The organism is Myceligenerans halotolerans, assembly GCF_054782975.1.
The window spans coordinates 187,944-203,604 of record NZ_BAAGRL010000012.1; the positions used below are offsets into that span (position 1 = coordinate 187,944).

Genomic DNA, 15,661 nt, shown 5'->3' on the forward strand with positions numbered 1-15,661 from the left:
CACATGGCTACCTTCGTACTCGTTCCCGGCGCCTGGCTCGGGGCATGGGCCTGGGAAGACACCGCCCGAGCTTTGCAGGAGCGCGGTCACACGGCGCTGCCGCTGCCACTGACTGGCCTGGCCGAGCACGCCGATCAGGGCGGCCCTCAGACAGATCTGGACACGCACATCGCGGACATCACGGGATTCGTCGAAGAGCACGATCTGCGTGACGTCACGCTGGTCGCCCACAGCTATGCGGCTGCCCCTGTAACCGGGGCAGCCGGACGTCTCGGCGACCGGCTGGAGCGCGTGGTCTACGTGGACAGTGCACCGTTCACCGCAGGCATGTGCATGCTCGACCTCATGCCACCGCAGGCAGCGGACCAGCTGCGCCAGCAGGTCGACGCTTCCGGCGACGGGTGGCGGCTACCGATGCCGCCGTTTGAGGTCCTGGGCTTGTCCAGCAGCCTCGACGGGCTCGATGAGGGCCGGCAGAACGTTCTGCGCACGCGTGCCACCCCTCAGCCGTTCGGCACCTTCACCCAGCGTCTCGCCGGCCCGGCGGAACTCGGTTCCGATGTGGACCGTGTCCTGGTCGCCTGCCGTGACTTCATGGGGCTGCTGGATTCCGGGGTGCCGATGCTGGCCTTCCTGAACCAGCCGCCATGGCGGCGCTTCGACCTGCCCACCGGGCACTGGCCGATGCTGTCCGCGCCCGCTGAACTCGCTGGCATCTTCGACAAGACCGTTTCCTGACCGCGCTGGATGAGGGGCACAGCCCGATGCTTGACCACGAAAGCGCCCGCAGGCTGCGGGCCCACGCTCAGGCCCTGGCTGGCGGAGCATGGGAGGTCTCTGCAGAGGCGGTCGTCCGACGGGTCTTCGCCATCCAGGCCCAAGACGCCACGGCCGCCGACCTGGGTATCCGGGTACGCGGCCGGGACATCACCGCCCAGGCCATCCGCACGGCGTACGAGGACGAGCGGAGCATCGTCCGCAACTGGTGCATGCGGGGCACCCTGCACACCATCCCCAGCGACGACGCCCGCTGGGTCCTGCAACTGCTCGCCCCTCGGATTCTCGGACGGCACGGCGAGTCCGACGACGTCGTCGACACGGGAATACGTCAGCGCTGTCGCGCCCCATGGGGGGCCGGCGGTAGCGGGTGCTCCGGCCCGCCCGCACTCAGCCCCGCAGCGGGGCGGCCGTGGTCAGGGACTCGGCGATCCGGTCGAGGGAGCCGGGGACGATGCCGTAGTAGGCCCACTTGCCGCGCTGGGTGCGGGTGAGGAATCCGGCGTCGACCAGGATCTTGAGGTGGTGGCTGACGGTGGGCTGGGACAGCCCGACCGGCTCGGTCAGGTCGCACACGCACGCCTCACCGCCGTCGTGGGCGGCGATGATCGACACGAGCTGCACTCGGGTGGGGTCGCTCAGGGCCTTGAAGACGCGGGCGAGCTCTCGGGCCGGTTCGGCCTCGATGGCCTCACGGACCATGGGCGCGCAGCAGGCGCCGGAGGGCGTCGACGTCGTCGGGGTGAGCTCGAGCGCCGTGGTCATGTGCCCATCTTGCCACGGATCGAAGTTTGTGGATATGTTGTCGGCGTCATCGCATCGAAGTATGTCGATCTGAGGAGGACGGTATGACGACTCTGCCTGTGGTGGTGGTCGGCGGAGGCCCGGTGGGCCTTGCCGCGGCCGCGCACCTGCTGGAGCGCGGTCTGGAACCGCTGGTCCTGGAGGCCGGTCCGAGCGCGGGCGCGGCGGTGGCGAGCTGGGGTCACGTGCGGTTGTTCTCCCCGTGGCGGTACGACGTCGACCAGGCAGCCACCCGGCTGCTGGCTCCGACGGGATGGAGGGCTCCTGACCTCGACGCACTGCCTACCGGCGCCGACCTGGTGAGCGAGTACCTGGCGCCGCTGTCCACCCGGACGCCGCTGGCCGAGCGGATCCGGTACGGCGCCCGGGTGGTCGCCGTGGCCCGGCAGGGCGCGGACCGTACGCGGTCGGTGGGCCGTGAGGAGCGTCCGTTCCTGGTCCGCACCGTCGGGGCGGACGGAACGGTGGCCGACGTGCTGGCTCGCGCGGTCATCGACGCGTCGGGCACGTTCGGGCAGCCGAACCCGGTCGGAGCGGCCGGTCTGCCCGCGGTCGGCGAGGCCGAGGCGGCCGGGTACCTGACCGGGCCGCTCCCGGACGTGCTCGGGCGGGACCGGGCACGGTTCGCCGGACGGCACACGCTGGTGGTGGGGATGGGGCACTCGGCGGCCAACACGCTGCTGTCCCTGGTCGAACTCGCCGAGGCCGAGCCGGGCACGCGGATCACCTGGGCGATCCGGGGGGCCACGGCGCGCCGCCTGTACGGCGGCGGCGAGGCCGACGAACTGCCCGCCCGGGGACTGCTGGGCAGCCGGCTGCGCGCGGCGGTCGAGGCAGGCCGGCTGGAACTGGTCACCCGGGTGGTCATCGACCGGCTGGTGCCCGACGGCGAGGTCGTGCGCGTGGCGGGTACCGGGCGACGCGACGGTTCCGACGGGGCGCTGGACCTGGCGGTCGCCGCGATCGTGAATGCCACCGGCTTCCGGCCCGACCTGGACATGCTGGGCGAGATCCGCCTGGACCTGGACCCCGTCGTGCAGGCGCCGGCGGAGCTGGCCCCGCTGATCGACCCGAACCTGCACTCGTGCGGGACCGTGCCCCCGCACGGGGAGTCCGTGCTCGCCCAGCCGGAGGAGGGCTTCTACCTGGCCGGGATGAAGTCCTACGGGCGTGCACCGACGTTCCTGCTGGCCACCGGGTACGAGCAGGTTCGCTCGATCGCCGCGGCCCTCGCCGGGGACCGTTCGGCCGCGGACGCGGTCGAGCTGGCACTGCCCGAGACCGGCGTCTGCTCCTCGGACCAGGCCCTGGCCGCGGACGGCGGGACCGGCAGCGCGGGAGGATGCTGCGGCACCGCCCCCGGTCCGGAACTGGTGCAGCTGGGTGTCGGCGCACCCGCGGGTACGGATGCCATCGCCTCCCGCACGGTGCCGGTGGGCCGGTCCACCCAGGAGGCGGCGCCGGAGCCGGTCGGTGCCGGAGCGAAAACCGGGTTCGCCACCGGCGTGCTGCACGGCCGGTCGGGCGACCCGGTTCCCTGAACGGAACCATTCCCCACGGCGAGATCCCGCGCGCCGGACTCGCGCACGCAGACGCAGCGGCCTCGCGGCGTCCCGGTCGACACCGGGGCCCGCGGGGCCGGCTCGTCCGGTGGCGGTGCCTACGCTGACCGCCGAGCTTCGAGCGTGCGGCCGCCGGAGGCTGGGAGTACTCAGTCCTTCAGTGGTGCGAGTGGCCCGTTCGGGCCGACACCAACAGGCGCTGCGCTGTGGAGCGCCAGCCGCTCGTCGGCGCCTGCCGCCAACTCCTCGCAGAGTTCGTCGACGGTCAGGAATGCCTCCCACCGGTCCGTTGCCGTGAGAGCGGCGATCAGGTCGGCGATGCGTTCTTCCAGGTCGCTGATGCGCTTGCCCTTCCACACTTTGTCGGCGAGCGTGACGAGCAGGTCCTCCAGTTGGCGGTCGGGAACATCCCAGGCGCCGTGAGTCGCGGCAAAACGCGCCAGGGGTTCGTCATGCCCCATCGCGAGCAGCATGTTCCGACCGGCTTCCTCGTGCTGCGAGCCGGGAACAGTATCCACCGGCCGTGAAGCGATCAACGCCGAATACGACCCGGCAGTACACCGCGAGTGCGCCACCATGAGGCGAGACGGCAAGCGGATGGCGTCGGTCGAGCATGCCGAGGCCATTGCTTGGATCGCGGTCTCGGACCGGAGGTCCTGCGCCGAGTCGCGACCGACGGGGTCAGTCGTGCGTGTGGCGGCGAAGTACCTCGTCGAGGGTTTCCACGTCCGGGCACGGCTGACTGTCTACGGGGCATCGGCGTGGTGACTCCACGAGCGCGCCGGGCAGCATCTTCTCGACGGTTTCGACGCACATGGTGCACACGACGGTCGCGGCGAGGTTCACGTAGTCACCCGGCTCTCCGCAGAACGTCTGCTCCCACGAGGCGTCACGGCAGCAGACCAGGTGCGCGATCTCGTCGGACACGTCCTTGCGGTCGAACCTCGGCTGCATGACGGGCGCCGCCTCGACGGCGGTGTCCTCGACTGCATCGGTGCTCACGGCCGCATCATGGCACGACGCCAAGCTGAGGACTTCCTTCCGCCGGCGTTCGGGAACTGCCCAGAAGGCGGCGGAGCATGTGGTTTCGCCCCGAGGTTCTAGGTTCTGACGTGGACGACGGCGTGGGTGCCGTCGGTGCGCCAGCCGGGTGCCGTGGCGTTGAGACGTTCGAGCCGCTCGGGCGTGACCCCGACGGCGACGTCGGACTTCAGGGTGCGCAGGGCCGCGACCGGAGCCGGGAAGTAGGCGGTGGCGTCGGTGAACGGTGTGGTGGGGTCCCAGTGGGCGTCACCGACGAGGCGGCGGTAGTTCAGGTCGCCCTTGACGATCACCACCACGGCGGCCGAGAGCTCGTCGATCAGGTCCTCCGGGAGCTGGTGGAAGGTCCCCGGCGTGCACCAGAAGTCGTGCGCGTGGACCTGGAGCCGGTCGGTCGCGAGCGCGTGGTGGAGCCGGTCCGCGATCCCCACCGCTGCGCCCGGTGTCGCGGCCAGGTGTCGCAGCACGGCAAGGAGATCCGTCGTGGTGGCGTCCGAGACGTAGTACGGATGGGGCTTGAGATGCAGCACCACGTTCGTCGCGCGCCCGGTCTCCAGGAGGCGGTCGATCAGGACGAGGTCGGCGGTCAGTTCCCGGCCGGCGTTGTCGGCGACCAGATGCACGCTGCCCTGCTCGGTGTCCAGGAGCCGCCACAGCGTCGCCGAGTCGTCGGCGATCAGGTCGTCGACCCGGTCGCGGTCGGTCGATGACGGGTCTGACAGGCGGAACCCGAGGTCTGCCCGGTTGCCCCACAACGACGCGGACAGGGCTGCTGCGAGTCCTTCGGCCGGGGGCGCGGTGACCAGGTCGTCGAGGACTGCCAGGTCGCGGGCCAGGTCGGGTGACTCGAGCTCGGCCAGCTTCTGCGGGGCGAACGGGTCCACTCCACGCCATGGCCCGTCGCCGAAGTAGCCCGTGGCTTCCAGCAGCAGCCGGTAGAAGGAGGACTCGGCCCACAGGAACGGCACGTCGACCCACCGGTGCCCGACGTAGCCGGCGTCGGACTTCCGCCAGAACGACCCGTCGTGTGCGCCCTCCGGAAGCTCGGGAATCGCGCCGTCGATCGTGGACAGCAGAGCGTCGAGCGCTTCCTGAACGGCGCGCGGGTACGGGACAAGGCGCCGCACGGTCGCCACGATGTCGGGATGCCGGCGTAGCAGGACACCCTCGGCGAACGAACCGGGCGCGTTCGACAGGATCGGCGCCAGATCCTGCAGCGCCGTCGGCGGGCGGTTGGTCTCGGTCATCAAGCGCATCCTCTCGGATCGGTCAACCGGCGAGACACCATCTGTCGGCGTTCACCGTCCATGCTGGCTTGCCCGATCTCCGCTTCCGGTTTCTGGAGGTCACGCCGCCGTCGGTGTCGAAGGCCACGAAGGTCAGCTCGTCCTGCGTCGGCGCGGTGCCGCGGAGCGCGGCGGTGCCGAGCGCATGTGGTCGCGGACCCTGCCCAGCACGTCGGCCATGGCCTCGACGTCCTTCCGCGCCAGGGGTTCGAACAGCAGCTCATCGAGTACGGCGATATGGCCGGGGAAGACCTTCGCGAGGGTGTCCCTTCCCTGCTCGGTGATCGTGACCGTGGTGCTGCGTTCATCGTCGGGGGACGGTGCGCGAGTGACCAGCCCGCGCTGCTCGAGCGACTGGGCCTGATAGGTGAGGCCGCTGCGGCTGTAGACGACGCCGTCGGCGAGGTCGGTCATGCGGTGACTCCCGTCAGGCGCGTTGCCCAGCCGGGCCAGGAGCTGGAACTGCACGTAGCTCAGATCGCCGGCCTCCCGCAGCTGCTGCTCGACCGTGTGCCGCAAGAGGCTGCTGACCTCGATGAGCGCGAAGTAGGCGCCGAGTTCGGTGGCGTCGAAGGAACGAGAAGTGTCGGCCATGCCGTCAAGTCTACGTTGCTGCGAACTCGAAGTGCTTGCTACGAACTCGAAGCAGTGATACGGTCTCCACAGTTGCTTCGAATCCGAAGCACCAACGGAGAGAAGGCCATCATGAAGACCATTCGATTCCACGAGATCGGCTCCCCCGAGGTCCTGCGCTACGAGGACACGGACCGGCCCGTCGCCGGGGAGGGCCAGGTGCTCATCCGTGTGGCCGGCTCCGCGTTCAACCCGGCCGACAACGGCATTCGAGGCGGCCTCCTGCCGATCCCGGTGACGCTGCCGCACGTGCCCGGCTACGACGTCTCCGGCACGGTCGACGCGATCGGCGACGGCGTGAGCGGCCTCCAGGTCGGCGACGCGGTCGTCGGCTTCCTCCCGATGACGGAGAACGGCTCCGCGGCGGAGTACGTGGTCGCCCCCGCCGACGCCCTCGTCAAGGCCCCGACCAGCATCGACCTCGCCGACGCCGCCGCACTGCCCTCCGTCGCGCTCACCGCCTGGCAGGCGCTCTTCGACGAGGCCGGGCTCAAGAGCGGTCAGCGAGTGCTGATCACCGGCGCCGGCGGAGCGGTGGGCGGGCATGCGGTCCAGCTCGCCAAGCGAGCAGGTGCCCACGTCATCGCGACCGCGAGCCCCCGCAGCCGCGACGCGGTGGTTGGTGCTGGCGCTGACGAGGTCATCGACCACACGGCCTCCACCGTCCTCGGGTCGGTGAGCGAACCCGTCGACGTCCTGCTCAACCTGGCGCCGATCAGCCCCGACGAGTTCACGACTCTCGTCACGCTGGTCCGTGACGGCGGCGTCGTGGCCTCGACGACCGCGTGGATGCCCACGCCCAGTGACGACGAGCGCGGGGTGCGGGCCGCCGGAATCTTCGTCCGCGCCGACGTCGAAGAGCTGGCCCGGCTGGTCGCCCTGGTCGACAGCGGCGATCTTCGCGTCGATGTGGCGCGGCGGGTGTCGCTCAGTGAGCTGCCCGCGATCCACGCACAGTCAGCCGCCGGCGAGCTGCGCGGCAAGGTCGTGGCCGTCCCCGACGCCCACTGATCCCTCTCCACCCGCCCCTTCCCAAGAGAAGAAGTGCGACATGTCTTTCACTCTCGATCCTGAGGTCGCCTCGGCCCTCGCCCCGATGGGCGAGGCCATGGCGGCAACCACCCCACCTGCGGTCGGTGACATTGCCGGGCGCCGTGCCATGTGGGAGCCCATCCTCGCCGCCGCGGGCACCGTGCTGCCGACACCGGCCGATGTGACAACCCGCGACGTCGAGATCCTCACGGACGACGGCGCGACGATCACGGCGCGCTGGTACGTGAAGTCCGGCGCGCCGGCGGGTCCAGCCACACTGTTCTTCCACGGCGGTGGCTACATCTTCGGTCACATCGACCAGTTCGACGGACCGGTCTCCCGGTACGCATCGGCGAGTGGCGTGTCGATGCTGTCGGTCGAGTACCGTCGCGCTCCCGAGCACCCATATCCGACGCCTCTCGAGGACGCGTACGCCGCACTGCGCTGGCTTCACGACCACGCAGCGGAACTCGACGTCGACCCCGAGCGCATCGGTGTGATGGGCGACAGCGCGGGCGGCGGCATGGCAGCCGCACTGGCGATTCTCACGCGCGAGCGTGGCGGTCCGAAGATCGCGCGTCAGATCCTGCTCATGCCCATGCTGGACGATCGCACCGCCACGCCCGACCCGCTGATCGAGCCGTTCCTGATCTGGTCCTACGACGACAGTCGCACCGCCTGGCCGGCGCTGCTCGGCGAGGCCGCCGGGGGAGACCACGTGCCCGCCACCGCAGCCCCAGCCCGTCTGGAGGATGCGGTGGACCTGCCGCCGGCGTACATCGAGGTCGGTCAGCTCGACGTGTTCCGCGACGAGGACACCGCCTACGCCACGAAACTCAGCCGCGCCGGCGTCGAGGTGGAGTTCCACCTGCGCCCGGGCGTCCCCCACGAGTTCGACTCCATCGCCCCCGACTCGGACGTGGCCCGCCGTGCCATCGCCGACCGCATTCGCGTGCTGAAATCGCTCTGAACCCGGGGAACGCGCTCGTGACTGCGAGCGCGTTCCCCGGCACCACGTCGGGTATCGGTGGGCGGCCCGCCGCGCCCGGCCGTGTCTCGAAGGCGACGGCTACCGTGGAGAGGTGACTCGCGTCCCGGTTTCCGGCGTCCCGGAGGTCCTCGCTCCCTATGTCACCGCCGTCGTGCCGTACGACCTCGACATGGGAGCTCCGGGCGTGCACCGCGGCATGCCCGGCACCGGGCTGACGTTCGAGCTGCCGCTCGGCGAGCCGATCGAGGTCTCGTGGGCCGGGGAGGACGGCTCCCGCCGTCGCGCCTGGTCGTGCGTGTCCGGGCTGCACACGCGGCCCGCCGCGATCCACCACGGCGGTTGGCAGCGCGGCGTCAGCGTGTCCCTCACGCTGCGCGGTGCGCGGGCGCTGCTCGGGGTGCCCGCGAGCGAGCTGGCCGGCGAGCTGGTGAGCCTGCCCGAGGTCGCCCCGCACCTCGCACACCTGCCCGAGATGCTGGCAGCGTCCCCCGACGCCACGACGGTCACACGCGCCCTGGTCGAACGGCTCGCCCGTGCCGGGGAGCCGCGACCGCGGGCCGACGTCGGGCGGGCGCTGGCCCGCATCGCGGGCGGCGGTCAGGTGCGCGAGGTCGCGGCCGAGCAGGGCTGGAGCCGCCGCCACCTGCAGGACCTGGTCCGTGCCGAGTGCGGGCTCACACCTCGGGACCTGCGTCGCGTTGCCCGCCTCGCCCGCTCGCGCCGCGTGCTCGTGGTGGCCGCCCGGTCGGGACGCGTCGGCCTGGCAGACGTCGCAGCGTCGGCCGGGTACGCCGATCACGCCCACATGACCCGGGAATGGGTGGCCCTGGGCGGGTGCACCCCGACCACCTGGATGCGCGAAGAGCTCCCGTTCGTTCAAGACGTGGCCGACCCGGCCGGGGCATCGTGGGAGACACCCGACCGAGGAGGAACGACATGAGCACCGGACTGTGGGTGACCCTGAAGTACCAGGACGCCGACGCGGGGATGGCCTGGCTGAAGGCCGTCGGCTTCACCGAGCGCGCCGTCTACCGGGACGACGCCGACCCCGCCGTGGTGCACCACGCCGAGCTGGACTGGCCGGACGGCGGTGGCGTCATGCTCGGCACGCACCGTCCGAGCCCCGGATGGCCCGACCAGCCCGGGACGGGCTCGGCCTACGCGGTGACCGACGACGTCGACGGAGTCTACGAGACCGCCCTCGCCGCCGGCGGGTCCCGCCTCAGGGAGCCCGCCGACCAGGACTACGGCGGTCGGTCCTGCGTGGTACGCGACCCGGAGGGCAACCTGTGGAGCTTCGGGAGCTACCGCGGCGAGGGCTGATCCTCGAGTCGCCTGTGAGTCGTCGCATTCACCGGCAACCAGGCCACTACCTCGTCTCAGAGGGAGAGCACGCGCAGCACCAGCGCCGCGGCGGAGAGCAGCATCAGGCCGCCGGTCGGCCCGAGACCCGGCCAGTCCTTGGCACGAAGGTGGGTGATGACCGCGCCCAGGAAGTAGAGGACGAAGCATCCGGTGGCGGCTATGCCGATCGGCGCCCACCAGATCCCGGCGACGGTGCCGACAGCGCCGGCGACCAGCAGCGTGCCGAGCACCGGGATGAGCCGCTCGGGCACGCCGAGCTTGGTGGTGAGTTGCTCGATCAGCTGGGGGTTGCGCGCCAGCTTGCTGTAACCGCTGAACGCGGCGGCCAGGGCGAGGAGCGCGGAGACAATGACAAAGGCAACGAACACGGGTCCTCCGAGGACAGTGGCCGGGCGTATCCGGCGAGAGCAGCGCCCGTTCGAGCGCTTCACGAATCGTCCGGCAACCGTCGCAGCTTGCCAAGGGCCAGGTTAGTAACTCACTATGGGTAAGTGACTTCCGATCCGGCCATCCCTGCTGCCCGCGCCCGGAGCGCCGCACCGGGCGCGGCGCGCGGTGTCGTCGTGAAAGAGGACGACTGCGTGATCTTCCAGCGCACCCTCGAACGCGCCGGGCGGCGCTGGTCGGGAGCCATCCTCTACGCCGGGGTCGCGGGCGCGCGGCGGTTCGTCGAGTACCGCCGCTACGTCCGCGGCATCTCGGACCGGCTCCTGACCCGGCGCCTGCGCGAACTGGAGCAGCAGGGGTTCATCGCACGCGAGGTGGTGCCCACCATGCCCGTGCAGATCCTGTACACGCCGACGGCGGTCGGGGCCGAGCTGGTCGCCGCAATGCAGCCTCTGGGCGAGTGGGGTCGCAAGCACTACGACCTCATCGAGAAGGCAACGGAGTAGGGGCGGAGGCCGTCGGCCAGGATCCCCACGCTGGGGAGACGCCGTTCCAGGCGTCGGCTCGGAACCGTCCGCCGGACGGGCCTCCGTCGGCAGGTGATGCTTGATCTGAGACTGCGTCTCAGGCATACTCGCGGGCACCGGGTGGCGGCGCGATGCCGACCGCACGAGACTCTCGACGACGAGACAGGACGGGACGCGCGATGCGAGCTGGCGATACGACGACAGTCGTCGCGGCGCGCCCCCACGCCACGTCGAGGGCGGGCCCCCGGGTCCCGTCGAGGCCGGTTGGCCGGAACGCGGTAGTTCCCCTCCATGCGCCGGGCACCACAGCCGCCCGGCTCAACGAAAGGCGAAGCCATGCAGCGTGACATCTACGACGAGGACCACGAGGCGTTCCGCGAGGTGGTGAAGGAGTTCGTCAAGCGCTACGTGACCCCCGAGAAGGCGAAGCAGTGGGACGCCGACGGTGAGGTCGACCGCGCCACGATGAAGGCGGCGGCGGAGCACGGCATCGTGGGGCTCTCGGTGCCGGAGGAGTTCGGCGGCGCCGGGATGCTGATGGACTACCGCTTCCGCAGCGTGGTGAACGAGGAGCTCATCCGCTGCGGCCACGGCTCGGCGCTGGCCGGGGCCGCGGGCATCCAGGACGACCTCGCGGTGCCCTACCTCGCCCACTTCGGCACCGACGCCCAGAAGGCGAAGTGGCTCCCGAAGATGGCCACGGCCGAGGTGCTCGGCGCGCTCGCGATGACCGAGCCGGGTGCGGGCAGCGACCTGCGCGGCGTGCGGACGACCGCCAAGAAGGTGGACGGCGGCTACGTCGTCAACGGTGCCAAGACGTTCATCTCCAGCGGCAAGACCGCGGACCTCGTCGTCACGTTCGTCAAGACCGGCGAGGGCAACCGTCCGGACGCCTTCAGCCTGGTCCTCCTCGAGAACGGCATGGAGGGGTTCGAACACGGCAAGAAGCTGCACAAGATGGGCTTCCCCGGCCACGACACCGCCGAGATGAGCTTCAGCGACGTCTTCGTGCCGGACGAGAACCTCATCGGAGGCGTCGAGGGCCGCGGGTTCGTGCATCTCATGATGAACCTGCCGCTGGAGCGCCTCTCGATCGGTGCCGTCGCCGCGGCGGTGGGCGAGGCAGCGGTGGAGTGGACGCTCGACTACACGACGAGCCGCGAGGCGTTCGGCAAGCAGGTCGTCGACTTCCAGAACACCCGGTTCCGCCTGGCGGAGATGGCCACCACGGTCGACGTCATGTGGGCCTACATCGACCGCGCGATGAACCTCTACCGGCAGGGCAAGCTCAGCGCGGACGAGGCCGCGAAGGTGAAGTTCTGGTGCACCGAACGGGAGTGGGAGATCCTCGACCAGGGCGTCCAGCTGCACGGCGGGTACGGCTACATCCTGGAGTACCCGATCGCGCGGGCCTTCCTCGACGCCCGTGTGCACCGCATCTACGGTGGCACGAACGAGGTGATGCGCGAGATCGTCGCCCGCAGCATCACCGGTCGCAAGTAGCCTTCTCCCGTCAGCCGTCCGAGGAAAGAGCAGAGTCCGCCCATGAGGATCGTCGTCCTGGTGAAAGTCGTGCCCGACACCAATGCTGAGCGCACGCTCAGCCTGGAGACGGGGCTCACCGAGCGTGCCACGGCCGGTCTCGTCGCCGACGAGATCGGAGAGCGTGCCCTGGAGGTCGCGCTCGCCTACGCCGACGCGCACGAGGGCACCGAGGTGCACGCGCTGTCCGTCGCCCCCCAGGAGTCGACGGCGGCGATCCGCAAGTGCCTCGCGATGGGTGCGGCGAGTGCCACGCACGTCGCGGACGACGGACTCGTCGGCGCGGACCTCGGGCTGACGGCCGAGGTGATCGCGGCGGCGCTCGGCCGGGTCGGGTACGACCTGGTGATCGCCGGCAACCAGTCCACCGACGGCATGGGCGGGGTGCTGCCGGCGATGGTGGCCGAGCACCTGAATCTCCCGAGCCTGACGAACCTCGCTGCGGTAGCCATCGAGGACGCCGAGGTCAGCGGCACGCGTGCGTCGGACGACGCGACGGTGGGCCTGAGCGCGCCGCTGCCGGCCGTCGTGTCGGTGACCGAGGCGCTCCCCGACCCCCGGTTCCCGGGCTTCAAGGGGATCATGGCGGCGAAGAAGAAGCCGCTGGAGGTGATCTCGCTCGCGGACCTCGGCATCGACGCGGACGACCTGAGCGCGTCGCGCTCGATCATGCTCGCGGTCGACGCCCGTCCTCCACGAGGCGCGGGCGTGAAGATCACCGACGACGACGGCAATGCCGGCGTGCGGCTGGCGGCCTTCCTGGCCGAGAACCACCAGATCTGAGAAGGAGGACGATGATGACTCTCGCTGCTGACTCGATCCTGGTACTGCTGGACACGACCCCCGACGGTGGCTTGGCGAAGTCCTCGGCCGCGCTGCTGGGTGCGGCCTCGACCGTGGGGACGCCGGTCGCGCTCGTGCTCGGCGACGAGGCAGCCGCCACGGCGGCCGCCGAGCTCGGGGCCGCCACGGTGCTGCGCGCCCCCGCGTCGGCCGACGGTCAGGTGGGCGTGGTCGACGCCCTGGTCGCCGCCGCGACCCTGGCCCGGGCCGACGCCGTCCTGGCGTCCCACTCGGTCGACGGCCGGGAAGCCGCCGCCCGCTTCGCGGTGCGCACGCGCTCGGCCCTGGTCGTCGATGCGATCGGGGTGGACCGTGACGACCAGGGCGTCATCGCCCGCAGCTCCGCCTACGGCGGGGCCTACACGGTGACCTCGGCGGTGACGCACGGAGCCCCGGTCGTCACGGTGCGCCAGGGCGCCGTCGAGGCGCGCGCCGAGGCGCGGTCGCTGGCCGAGGTCACGCTGGAGGTCGCGGCGAGCGGCGTTCCCGCCGCCGCGACCGGTGCGGTCGAGATCGCCGAGAAGACCGCCGGGCGCCCAGAGCTGCGAGGAGCCGCGAAGGTTGTCTCGGGCGGCTGGGGGCTGGGCTCGAAGGAGGACTTCGCGCTCGTCGAGCAGCTCGCCGACGCTCTCGGTGCCGCGGTCGGGGCGTCGCGCGCCGCGGTGGACGCCGGGTTCGTGCCGTCGTCGGCCCAGGTGGGCCAGACGGGCGTGCAGGTCTCCCCGCAGCTCTACATCGGCCTGGCGATCTCCGGGGCGATCCAGCACCTGGCCGGGATGCAGACCGCGAAGACCATCGTCGCGATCAACAAGGACGAGGACGCCCCGATCTTCGAGATCGCCGACTTCGGGGTCGTGGGCGACGTGTTCACCGTCGTGCCGCAACTCATCGCGGAGATCGAGAAGGCGAAGGCGTAACCACCGTGGCGACGTTCTCCCAGGGTCTTCGTCAGGGACTGCCCCGTCGTCCCGGCGGGCCGGCCTGGCCGCCGGCCGACGCGGCGGCAGCGGCTTCGGCAGGAGCCGACGGCACCGCCGTGCGGGAGGCGGCCGAGCCCGCGCCTGCTGCAGCGGATCGTCCCGCCCCGGCGGCGCCCGCTACCCCCGCGGCTCCCGTTCCTCGTGCTGGCGCTGCCGAGCCCGCGGCCGGTGCTGCGCACGCTCCAGCTCCGGCCGGTGCCGCCGAGGTCACGCTCCGTCGCGGCCTGCCACGCGTCCCCGGTGGCGAGCCCTGGCCTCCGGCCGGCGTCGTGCGGGTGGACCGCTCCCCGGCCCCGGTGGTGACCTCGTCCGCGGGCCTGCCTGCCGTGGTGGGCGGGACCGCAGTCGTGGGCGAGGGGGCGGCCGCCACGACCGCGGACTCGCCCGTCGCGGCAGACATTCCGGCCGCGCCCGTGCCGGCGTCCGCGGACACTCCGGCCGCCCCCGGGGCGGCCGAACCGTCCGGCGAGACCGTCACGGAGCAGGTGGTGCTGCGTCGCGGCCTGCCACGGGTCGCCGGTGGCGAGCCCTGGCCTCCGGCGGAGACGGTCACGGTCCAGCGAAGGCTCGCCGCGGCTCCCGCGGCCGAGGCTGCATCTGCCGAGGCCGCCGCCGCGCCTGTCGGCGCCGCGGCCGCGCCCGCTGGGGCCGAGTCGCCCCGCACCGAGTCGCCCGACGGCGGGTCACCCGACGACGGGTCACCCGCGCCCGAGTCGCTTCGGGCGACCCCGGCGCCGAGCGCCCCCGCCGACCAGGGCGGGAGCGCGCCGATCGTCCGTCCCCCTGCCGTCGTCGAACCCGCCTCGGAGGCCCCGGCCGAATCGGCGGGCGCGACCGCGCCTGCCCGACCGACCGAAATGGCACGACCCGCTGAGCCGGCACGACCGACCGAGCCCGCGCCACCCGCCGAGCCCGCGCGGGAGCCGCGCAGGATCGGTTCGCGCACCCTGGGCGGGTGGGCGCGGCCCCTCGGGTTGTGGCTGGTCGGCGTCGTCGCCGCGGCCGGGATCATCGTGCTGGCCGCGCGCGGCGTGACCACGCTTCCGGGCGTGCCCGGGTTCCTGGAGCGCTACCCCGGGTCCTACGAGCTGCCCGACTCCGCCCCGGTCGGCTTCCCTGTCTGGGCGAACTGGGCGCACTACCTCAACTTCTTCTTCCTGGTGCTGATCGTGCGCACGGGCCTGCTGGTGCGGTACCAGAAGACCCCGCCCGCCTACTGGACCCCCGCGAGGGGCGGCAAGAAGATCAGCATCAACCTGTGGCTGCACACCGGCATCGACCTGCTGTGGCTGGCCAACGGGGTCGTGTTCGTAGTGCTCCTGTTCGCGTCCGGCCACTGGGTACGGATCGTGCCGACCTCGTGGGAGGTGTTCCCGAACGCGGCATCGGCGGCGCTGCAGTACCTCACGCTGAACTGGCCCACCGAGCACGGCTGGGTGAACTACAACAGCCTGCAGCAACTCATGTACTTCGTGGTGGTGTTCGTCGCCGCCCCACTGGCCGCGATCACCGGATTGCGCATGAGCGAGTGGTGGCCCAAGAACGCGGAACGGCTGAACAGGCTCTTCCCGGCGCCGGTGGCCCGGGCGCTGCACTTCCCGACGATGCTCTTCTTCGTGCTGTTCGTGATCGCGCACGTCACCCTGGTGTTCGCCACGGGGGCGCTGCGCAACCTGAACCACATGTTCGCGGCCTCCGACACGGTCAGCTGGGTGGGCTTCGCCTGGTTCGCGGGAGGTCTCGTCGTTGCGGTCGCGGCGGTCGTCGCGGCGAGGCCGCTCGTGATCGCGCCGATCGCTTCCGTCTTCGGCAAGGTCAGCAGCCGCTGAGCGGTCCCGTCCCACGGCCGGGACGGCTCAGCCGCTGAACCGTCCCGTCCCCTCGCCGGGAC

At 71.6% G+C, this 15,661-nt stretch carries 18 protein-coding genes; 12 read left to right on the forward strand and 6 right to left on the reverse strand.

Annotation, left to right across the window (positions count from 1 at the left end):
• Positions 1-3: 3 nt before the first annotated feature.
• Both ACYVK5_RS09990 and ACYVK5_RS09995 read left to right on the forward strand, forming a co-directional pair.
• On the forward strand, positions 4-738 hold the full coding sequence (locus tag ACYVK5_RS09990; RefSeq protein WP_460704381.1) for an alpha/beta fold hydrolase: 735 nt from the start codon (positions 4-6) through the stop codon (positions 736-738).
• A gap of 26 nt (positions 739-764) precedes the next feature.
• Positions 765-1,271 carry a DNA glycosylase AlkZ-like family protein gene (locus ACYVK5_RS09995; protein WP_460704383.1) on the forward strand — a complete coding sequence of 169 codons (507 nt, stop codon included), beginning with the start codon at positions 765-767 and terminating at the stop codon, positions 1,269-1,271.
• Here ACYVK5_RS09995 and ACYVK5_RS10000 read toward each other — a convergent pair.
• On the reverse strand, positions 1,168-1,542 hold the full coding sequence (locus tag ACYVK5_RS10000; RefSeq protein ID WP_460704385.1) for an ArsR/SmtB family transcription factor: 375 nt from the start codon (positions 1,540-1,542) through the stop codon (positions 1,168-1,170). The two genes, ACYVK5_RS09995 and ACYVK5_RS10000, sit on opposite strands and share 104 nt — an antisense overlap.
• 83 nt (positions 1,543-1,625) lie before the next feature.
• On the opposite strand from ACYVK5_RS10000, the gene ACYVK5_RS10005 reads away from it, so the two are divergent.
• Positions 1,626-3,122, forward strand: coding sequence for an FAD-dependent oxidoreductase (locus tag ACYVK5_RS10005; protein ID WP_460704387.1), 1,497 nt, complete (start codon positions 1,626-1,628; stop codon positions 3,120-3,122).
• A gap of 170 nt (positions 3,123-3,292) precedes the next feature.
• On the opposite strand, the gene ACYVK5_RS10010 is transcribed toward ACYVK5_RS10005, so the two are convergent.
• The 4 genes from ACYVK5_RS10010 to ACYVK5_RS10025 form a co-directional block, all read right to left on the reverse strand.
• On the reverse strand, positions 3,293-3,616 hold the full coding sequence (locus ACYVK5_RS10010) for a hypothetical protein (RefSeq protein ID WP_460704389.1): 324 nt from the start codon (positions 3,614-3,616) through the stop codon (positions 3,293-3,295).
• 208 nt (positions 3,617-3,824) lie between these two features.
• Positions 3,825-4,145, reverse strand: coding sequence for a hypothetical protein (locus tag ACYVK5_RS10015; RefSeq protein ID WP_460704391.1), 321 nt, complete (start codon positions 4,143-4,145; stop codon positions 3,825-3,827).
• Between the two features lie 98 nt (positions 4,146-4,243).
• A complete protein-coding gene (locus tag ACYVK5_RS10020) occupies positions 4,244-5,431 on the reverse strand; it encodes a damage-control phosphatase ARMT1 family protein (RefSeq protein WP_460704393.1) in 1,188 nt (395 codons plus the stop codon).
• Positions 5,432-5,563: 132 nt separating this feature from the next.
• Entirely contained in the window at positions 5,564-6,064 is a 501-nt protein-coding gene (locus ACYVK5_RS10025) for a MarR family winged helix-turn-helix transcriptional regulator (protein WP_460704395.1), read from the reverse strand.
• Positions 6,065-6,175: 111 nt separating this feature from the next.
• Here ACYVK5_RS10025 and ACYVK5_RS10030 point away from each other — a divergent pair, with 111 nt between their 5' ends.
• The 4 genes from ACYVK5_RS10030 (at position 6,176) to ACYVK5_RS10045 (ending at position 9,449) form a co-directional block, all read left to right on the forward strand.
• Positions 6,176-7,114: an NADP-dependent oxidoreductase gene (locus tag ACYVK5_RS10030; protein WP_460704397.1), complete on the forward strand. Its 939-nt coding sequence runs from the start codon at positions 6,176-6,178 to the stop codon at positions 7,112-7,114.
• A 40-nt stretch (positions 7,115-7,154) separates the two neighbouring features.
• Complete coding sequence (locus ACYVK5_RS10035; RefSeq protein WP_460704399.1) at positions 7,155-8,105, forward strand: alpha/beta hydrolase; 951 nt, start codon at positions 7,155-7,157, stop codon at positions 8,103-8,105.
• A 112-nt stretch (positions 8,106-8,217) separates the two neighbouring features.
• Positions 8,218-9,066 carry a helix-turn-helix domain-containing protein gene (locus tag ACYVK5_RS10040; protein WP_460704401.1) on the forward strand — a complete coding sequence of 283 codons (849 nt, stop codon included), beginning with the start codon at positions 8,218-8,220 and terminating at the stop codon, positions 9,064-9,066.
• Positions 9,063-9,449, forward strand: coding sequence for a VOC family protein (locus ACYVK5_RS10045; protein WP_460704403.1), 387 nt, complete (start codon positions 9,063-9,065; stop codon positions 9,447-9,449). The genes ACYVK5_RS10040 and ACYVK5_RS10045 overlap by 4 nt, the downstream gene beginning before the upstream one ends.
• A 56-nt stretch (positions 9,450-9,505) precedes the next feature.
• Here the strand turns inward: ACYVK5_RS10045 and ACYVK5_RS10050 are convergent, their stop codons facing one another.
• Positions 9,506-9,859, reverse strand: coding sequence for a DoxX family protein (locus ACYVK5_RS10050; RefSeq protein WP_460704405.1), 354 nt, complete (start codon positions 9,857-9,859; stop codon positions 9,506-9,508).
• A 123-nt stretch (positions 9,860-9,982) separates the two neighbouring features.
• On the opposite strand from ACYVK5_RS10050, the gene ACYVK5_RS10055 reads away from it, so the two are divergent.
• The 5 genes from ACYVK5_RS10055 (at position 9,983) to ACYVK5_RS10075 (ending at position 15,599) form a co-directional block, all read left to right on the forward strand.
• Positions 9,983-10,384 (forward strand): winged helix-turn-helix transcriptional regulator, encoded by a 402-nt coding sequence (locus ACYVK5_RS10055; protein WP_460704407.1) that lies wholly within the window; start codon positions 9,983-9,985, stop codon positions 10,382-10,384.
• Positions 10,385-10,741: 357 nt separating this feature from the next.
• Positions 10,742-11,908 carry an acyl-CoA dehydrogenase family protein gene (locus ACYVK5_RS10060; RefSeq protein WP_460704409.1) on the forward strand — a complete coding sequence of 389 codons (1,167 nt, stop codon included), beginning with the start codon at positions 10,742-10,744 and terminating at the stop codon, positions 11,906-11,908.
• A 42-nt stretch (positions 11,909-11,950) separates the two neighbouring features.
• Positions 11,951-12,730 (forward strand): electron transfer flavoprotein subunit beta/FixA family protein, encoded by a 780-nt coding sequence (locus ACYVK5_RS10065; RefSeq protein WP_460704411.1) that lies wholly within the window; start codon positions 11,951-11,953, stop codon positions 12,728-12,730.
• Positions 12,731-12,741: 11 nt separating this feature from the next.
• Positions 12,742-13,707: an electron transfer flavoprotein subunit alpha/FixB family protein gene (locus ACYVK5_RS10070; RefSeq protein WP_460704413.1), complete on the forward strand. Its 966-nt coding sequence runs from the start codon at positions 12,742-12,744 to the stop codon at positions 13,705-13,707.
• A 5-nt stretch (positions 13,708-13,712) separates the two neighbouring features.
• Positions 13,713-15,599, forward strand: a complete 1,887-nt coding sequence (locus ACYVK5_RS10075; protein ID WP_460704415.1) for a cytochrome b/b6 domain-containing protein — start codon at positions 13,713-13,715, stop codon at positions 15,597-15,599.
• The last annotated feature ends 62 nt before the right edge of the window (positions 15,600-15,661 follow it).

Excerpts from the sequence above, each read along its gene's own strand:
- ACYVK5_RS09990 (WP_460704381.1), top strand. The coding sequence starts at position 4 with ATGGCTACCTTCGTACTCGTTCCCGGCGCCTGGCTCGGGGCATGGGCC.
- ACYVK5_RS09995 (WP_460704383.1), top strand. The coding sequence starts at position 765 with ATGCTTGACCACGAAAGCGCCCGCAGGCTGCGGGCCCACGCTCAGGCC.
- ACYVK5_RS10000 (WP_460704385.1), bottom strand. The coding sequence starts at position 1,542 with ATGACCACGGCGCTCGAGCTCACCCCGACGACGTCGACGCCCTCCGGC.
- ACYVK5_RS10005 (WP_460704387.1), top strand. The coding sequence starts at position 1,626 with ATGACGACTCTGCCTGTGGTGGTGGTCGGCGGAGGCCCGGTGGGCCTT.
- ACYVK5_RS10010 (WP_460704389.1), bottom strand. The coding sequence starts at position 3,616 with ATGCTGCTCGCGATGGGGCATGACGAACCCCTGGCGCGTTTTGCCGCG.
- ACYVK5_RS10020 (WP_460704393.1), bottom strand. The coding sequence starts at position 5,431 with ATGACCGAGACCAACCGCCCGCCGACGGCGCTGCAGGATCTGGCGCCG.
- ACYVK5_RS10025 (WP_460704395.1), bottom strand. The coding sequence starts at position 6,064 with ATGGCCGACACTTCTCGTTCCTTCGACGCCACCGAACTCGGCGCCTAC.
- ACYVK5_RS10030 (WP_460704397.1), top strand. The coding sequence starts at position 6,176 with ATGAAGACCATTCGATTCCACGAGATCGGCTCCCCCGAGGTCCTGCGC.
- ACYVK5_RS10035 (WP_460704399.1), top strand. The coding sequence starts at position 7,155 with ATGTCTTTCACTCTCGATCCTGAGGTCGCCTCGGCCCTCGCCCCGATG.
- ACYVK5_RS10045 (WP_460704403.1), top strand. The coding sequence starts at position 9,063 with ATGAGCACCGGACTGTGGGTGACCCTGAAGTACCAGGACGCCGACGCG.
- ACYVK5_RS10060 (WP_460704409.1), top strand. The coding sequence starts at position 10,742 with ATGCAGCGTGACATCTACGACGAGGACCACGAGGCGTTCCGCGAGGTG.
- ACYVK5_RS10065 (WP_460704411.1), top strand. The coding sequence starts at position 11,951 with ATGAGGATCGTCGTCCTGGTGAAAGTCGTGCCCGACACCAATGCTGAG.
- ACYVK5_RS10070 (WP_460704413.1), top strand. The coding sequence starts at position 12,742 with ATGATGACTCTCGCTGCTGACTCGATCCTGGTACTGCTGGACACGACC.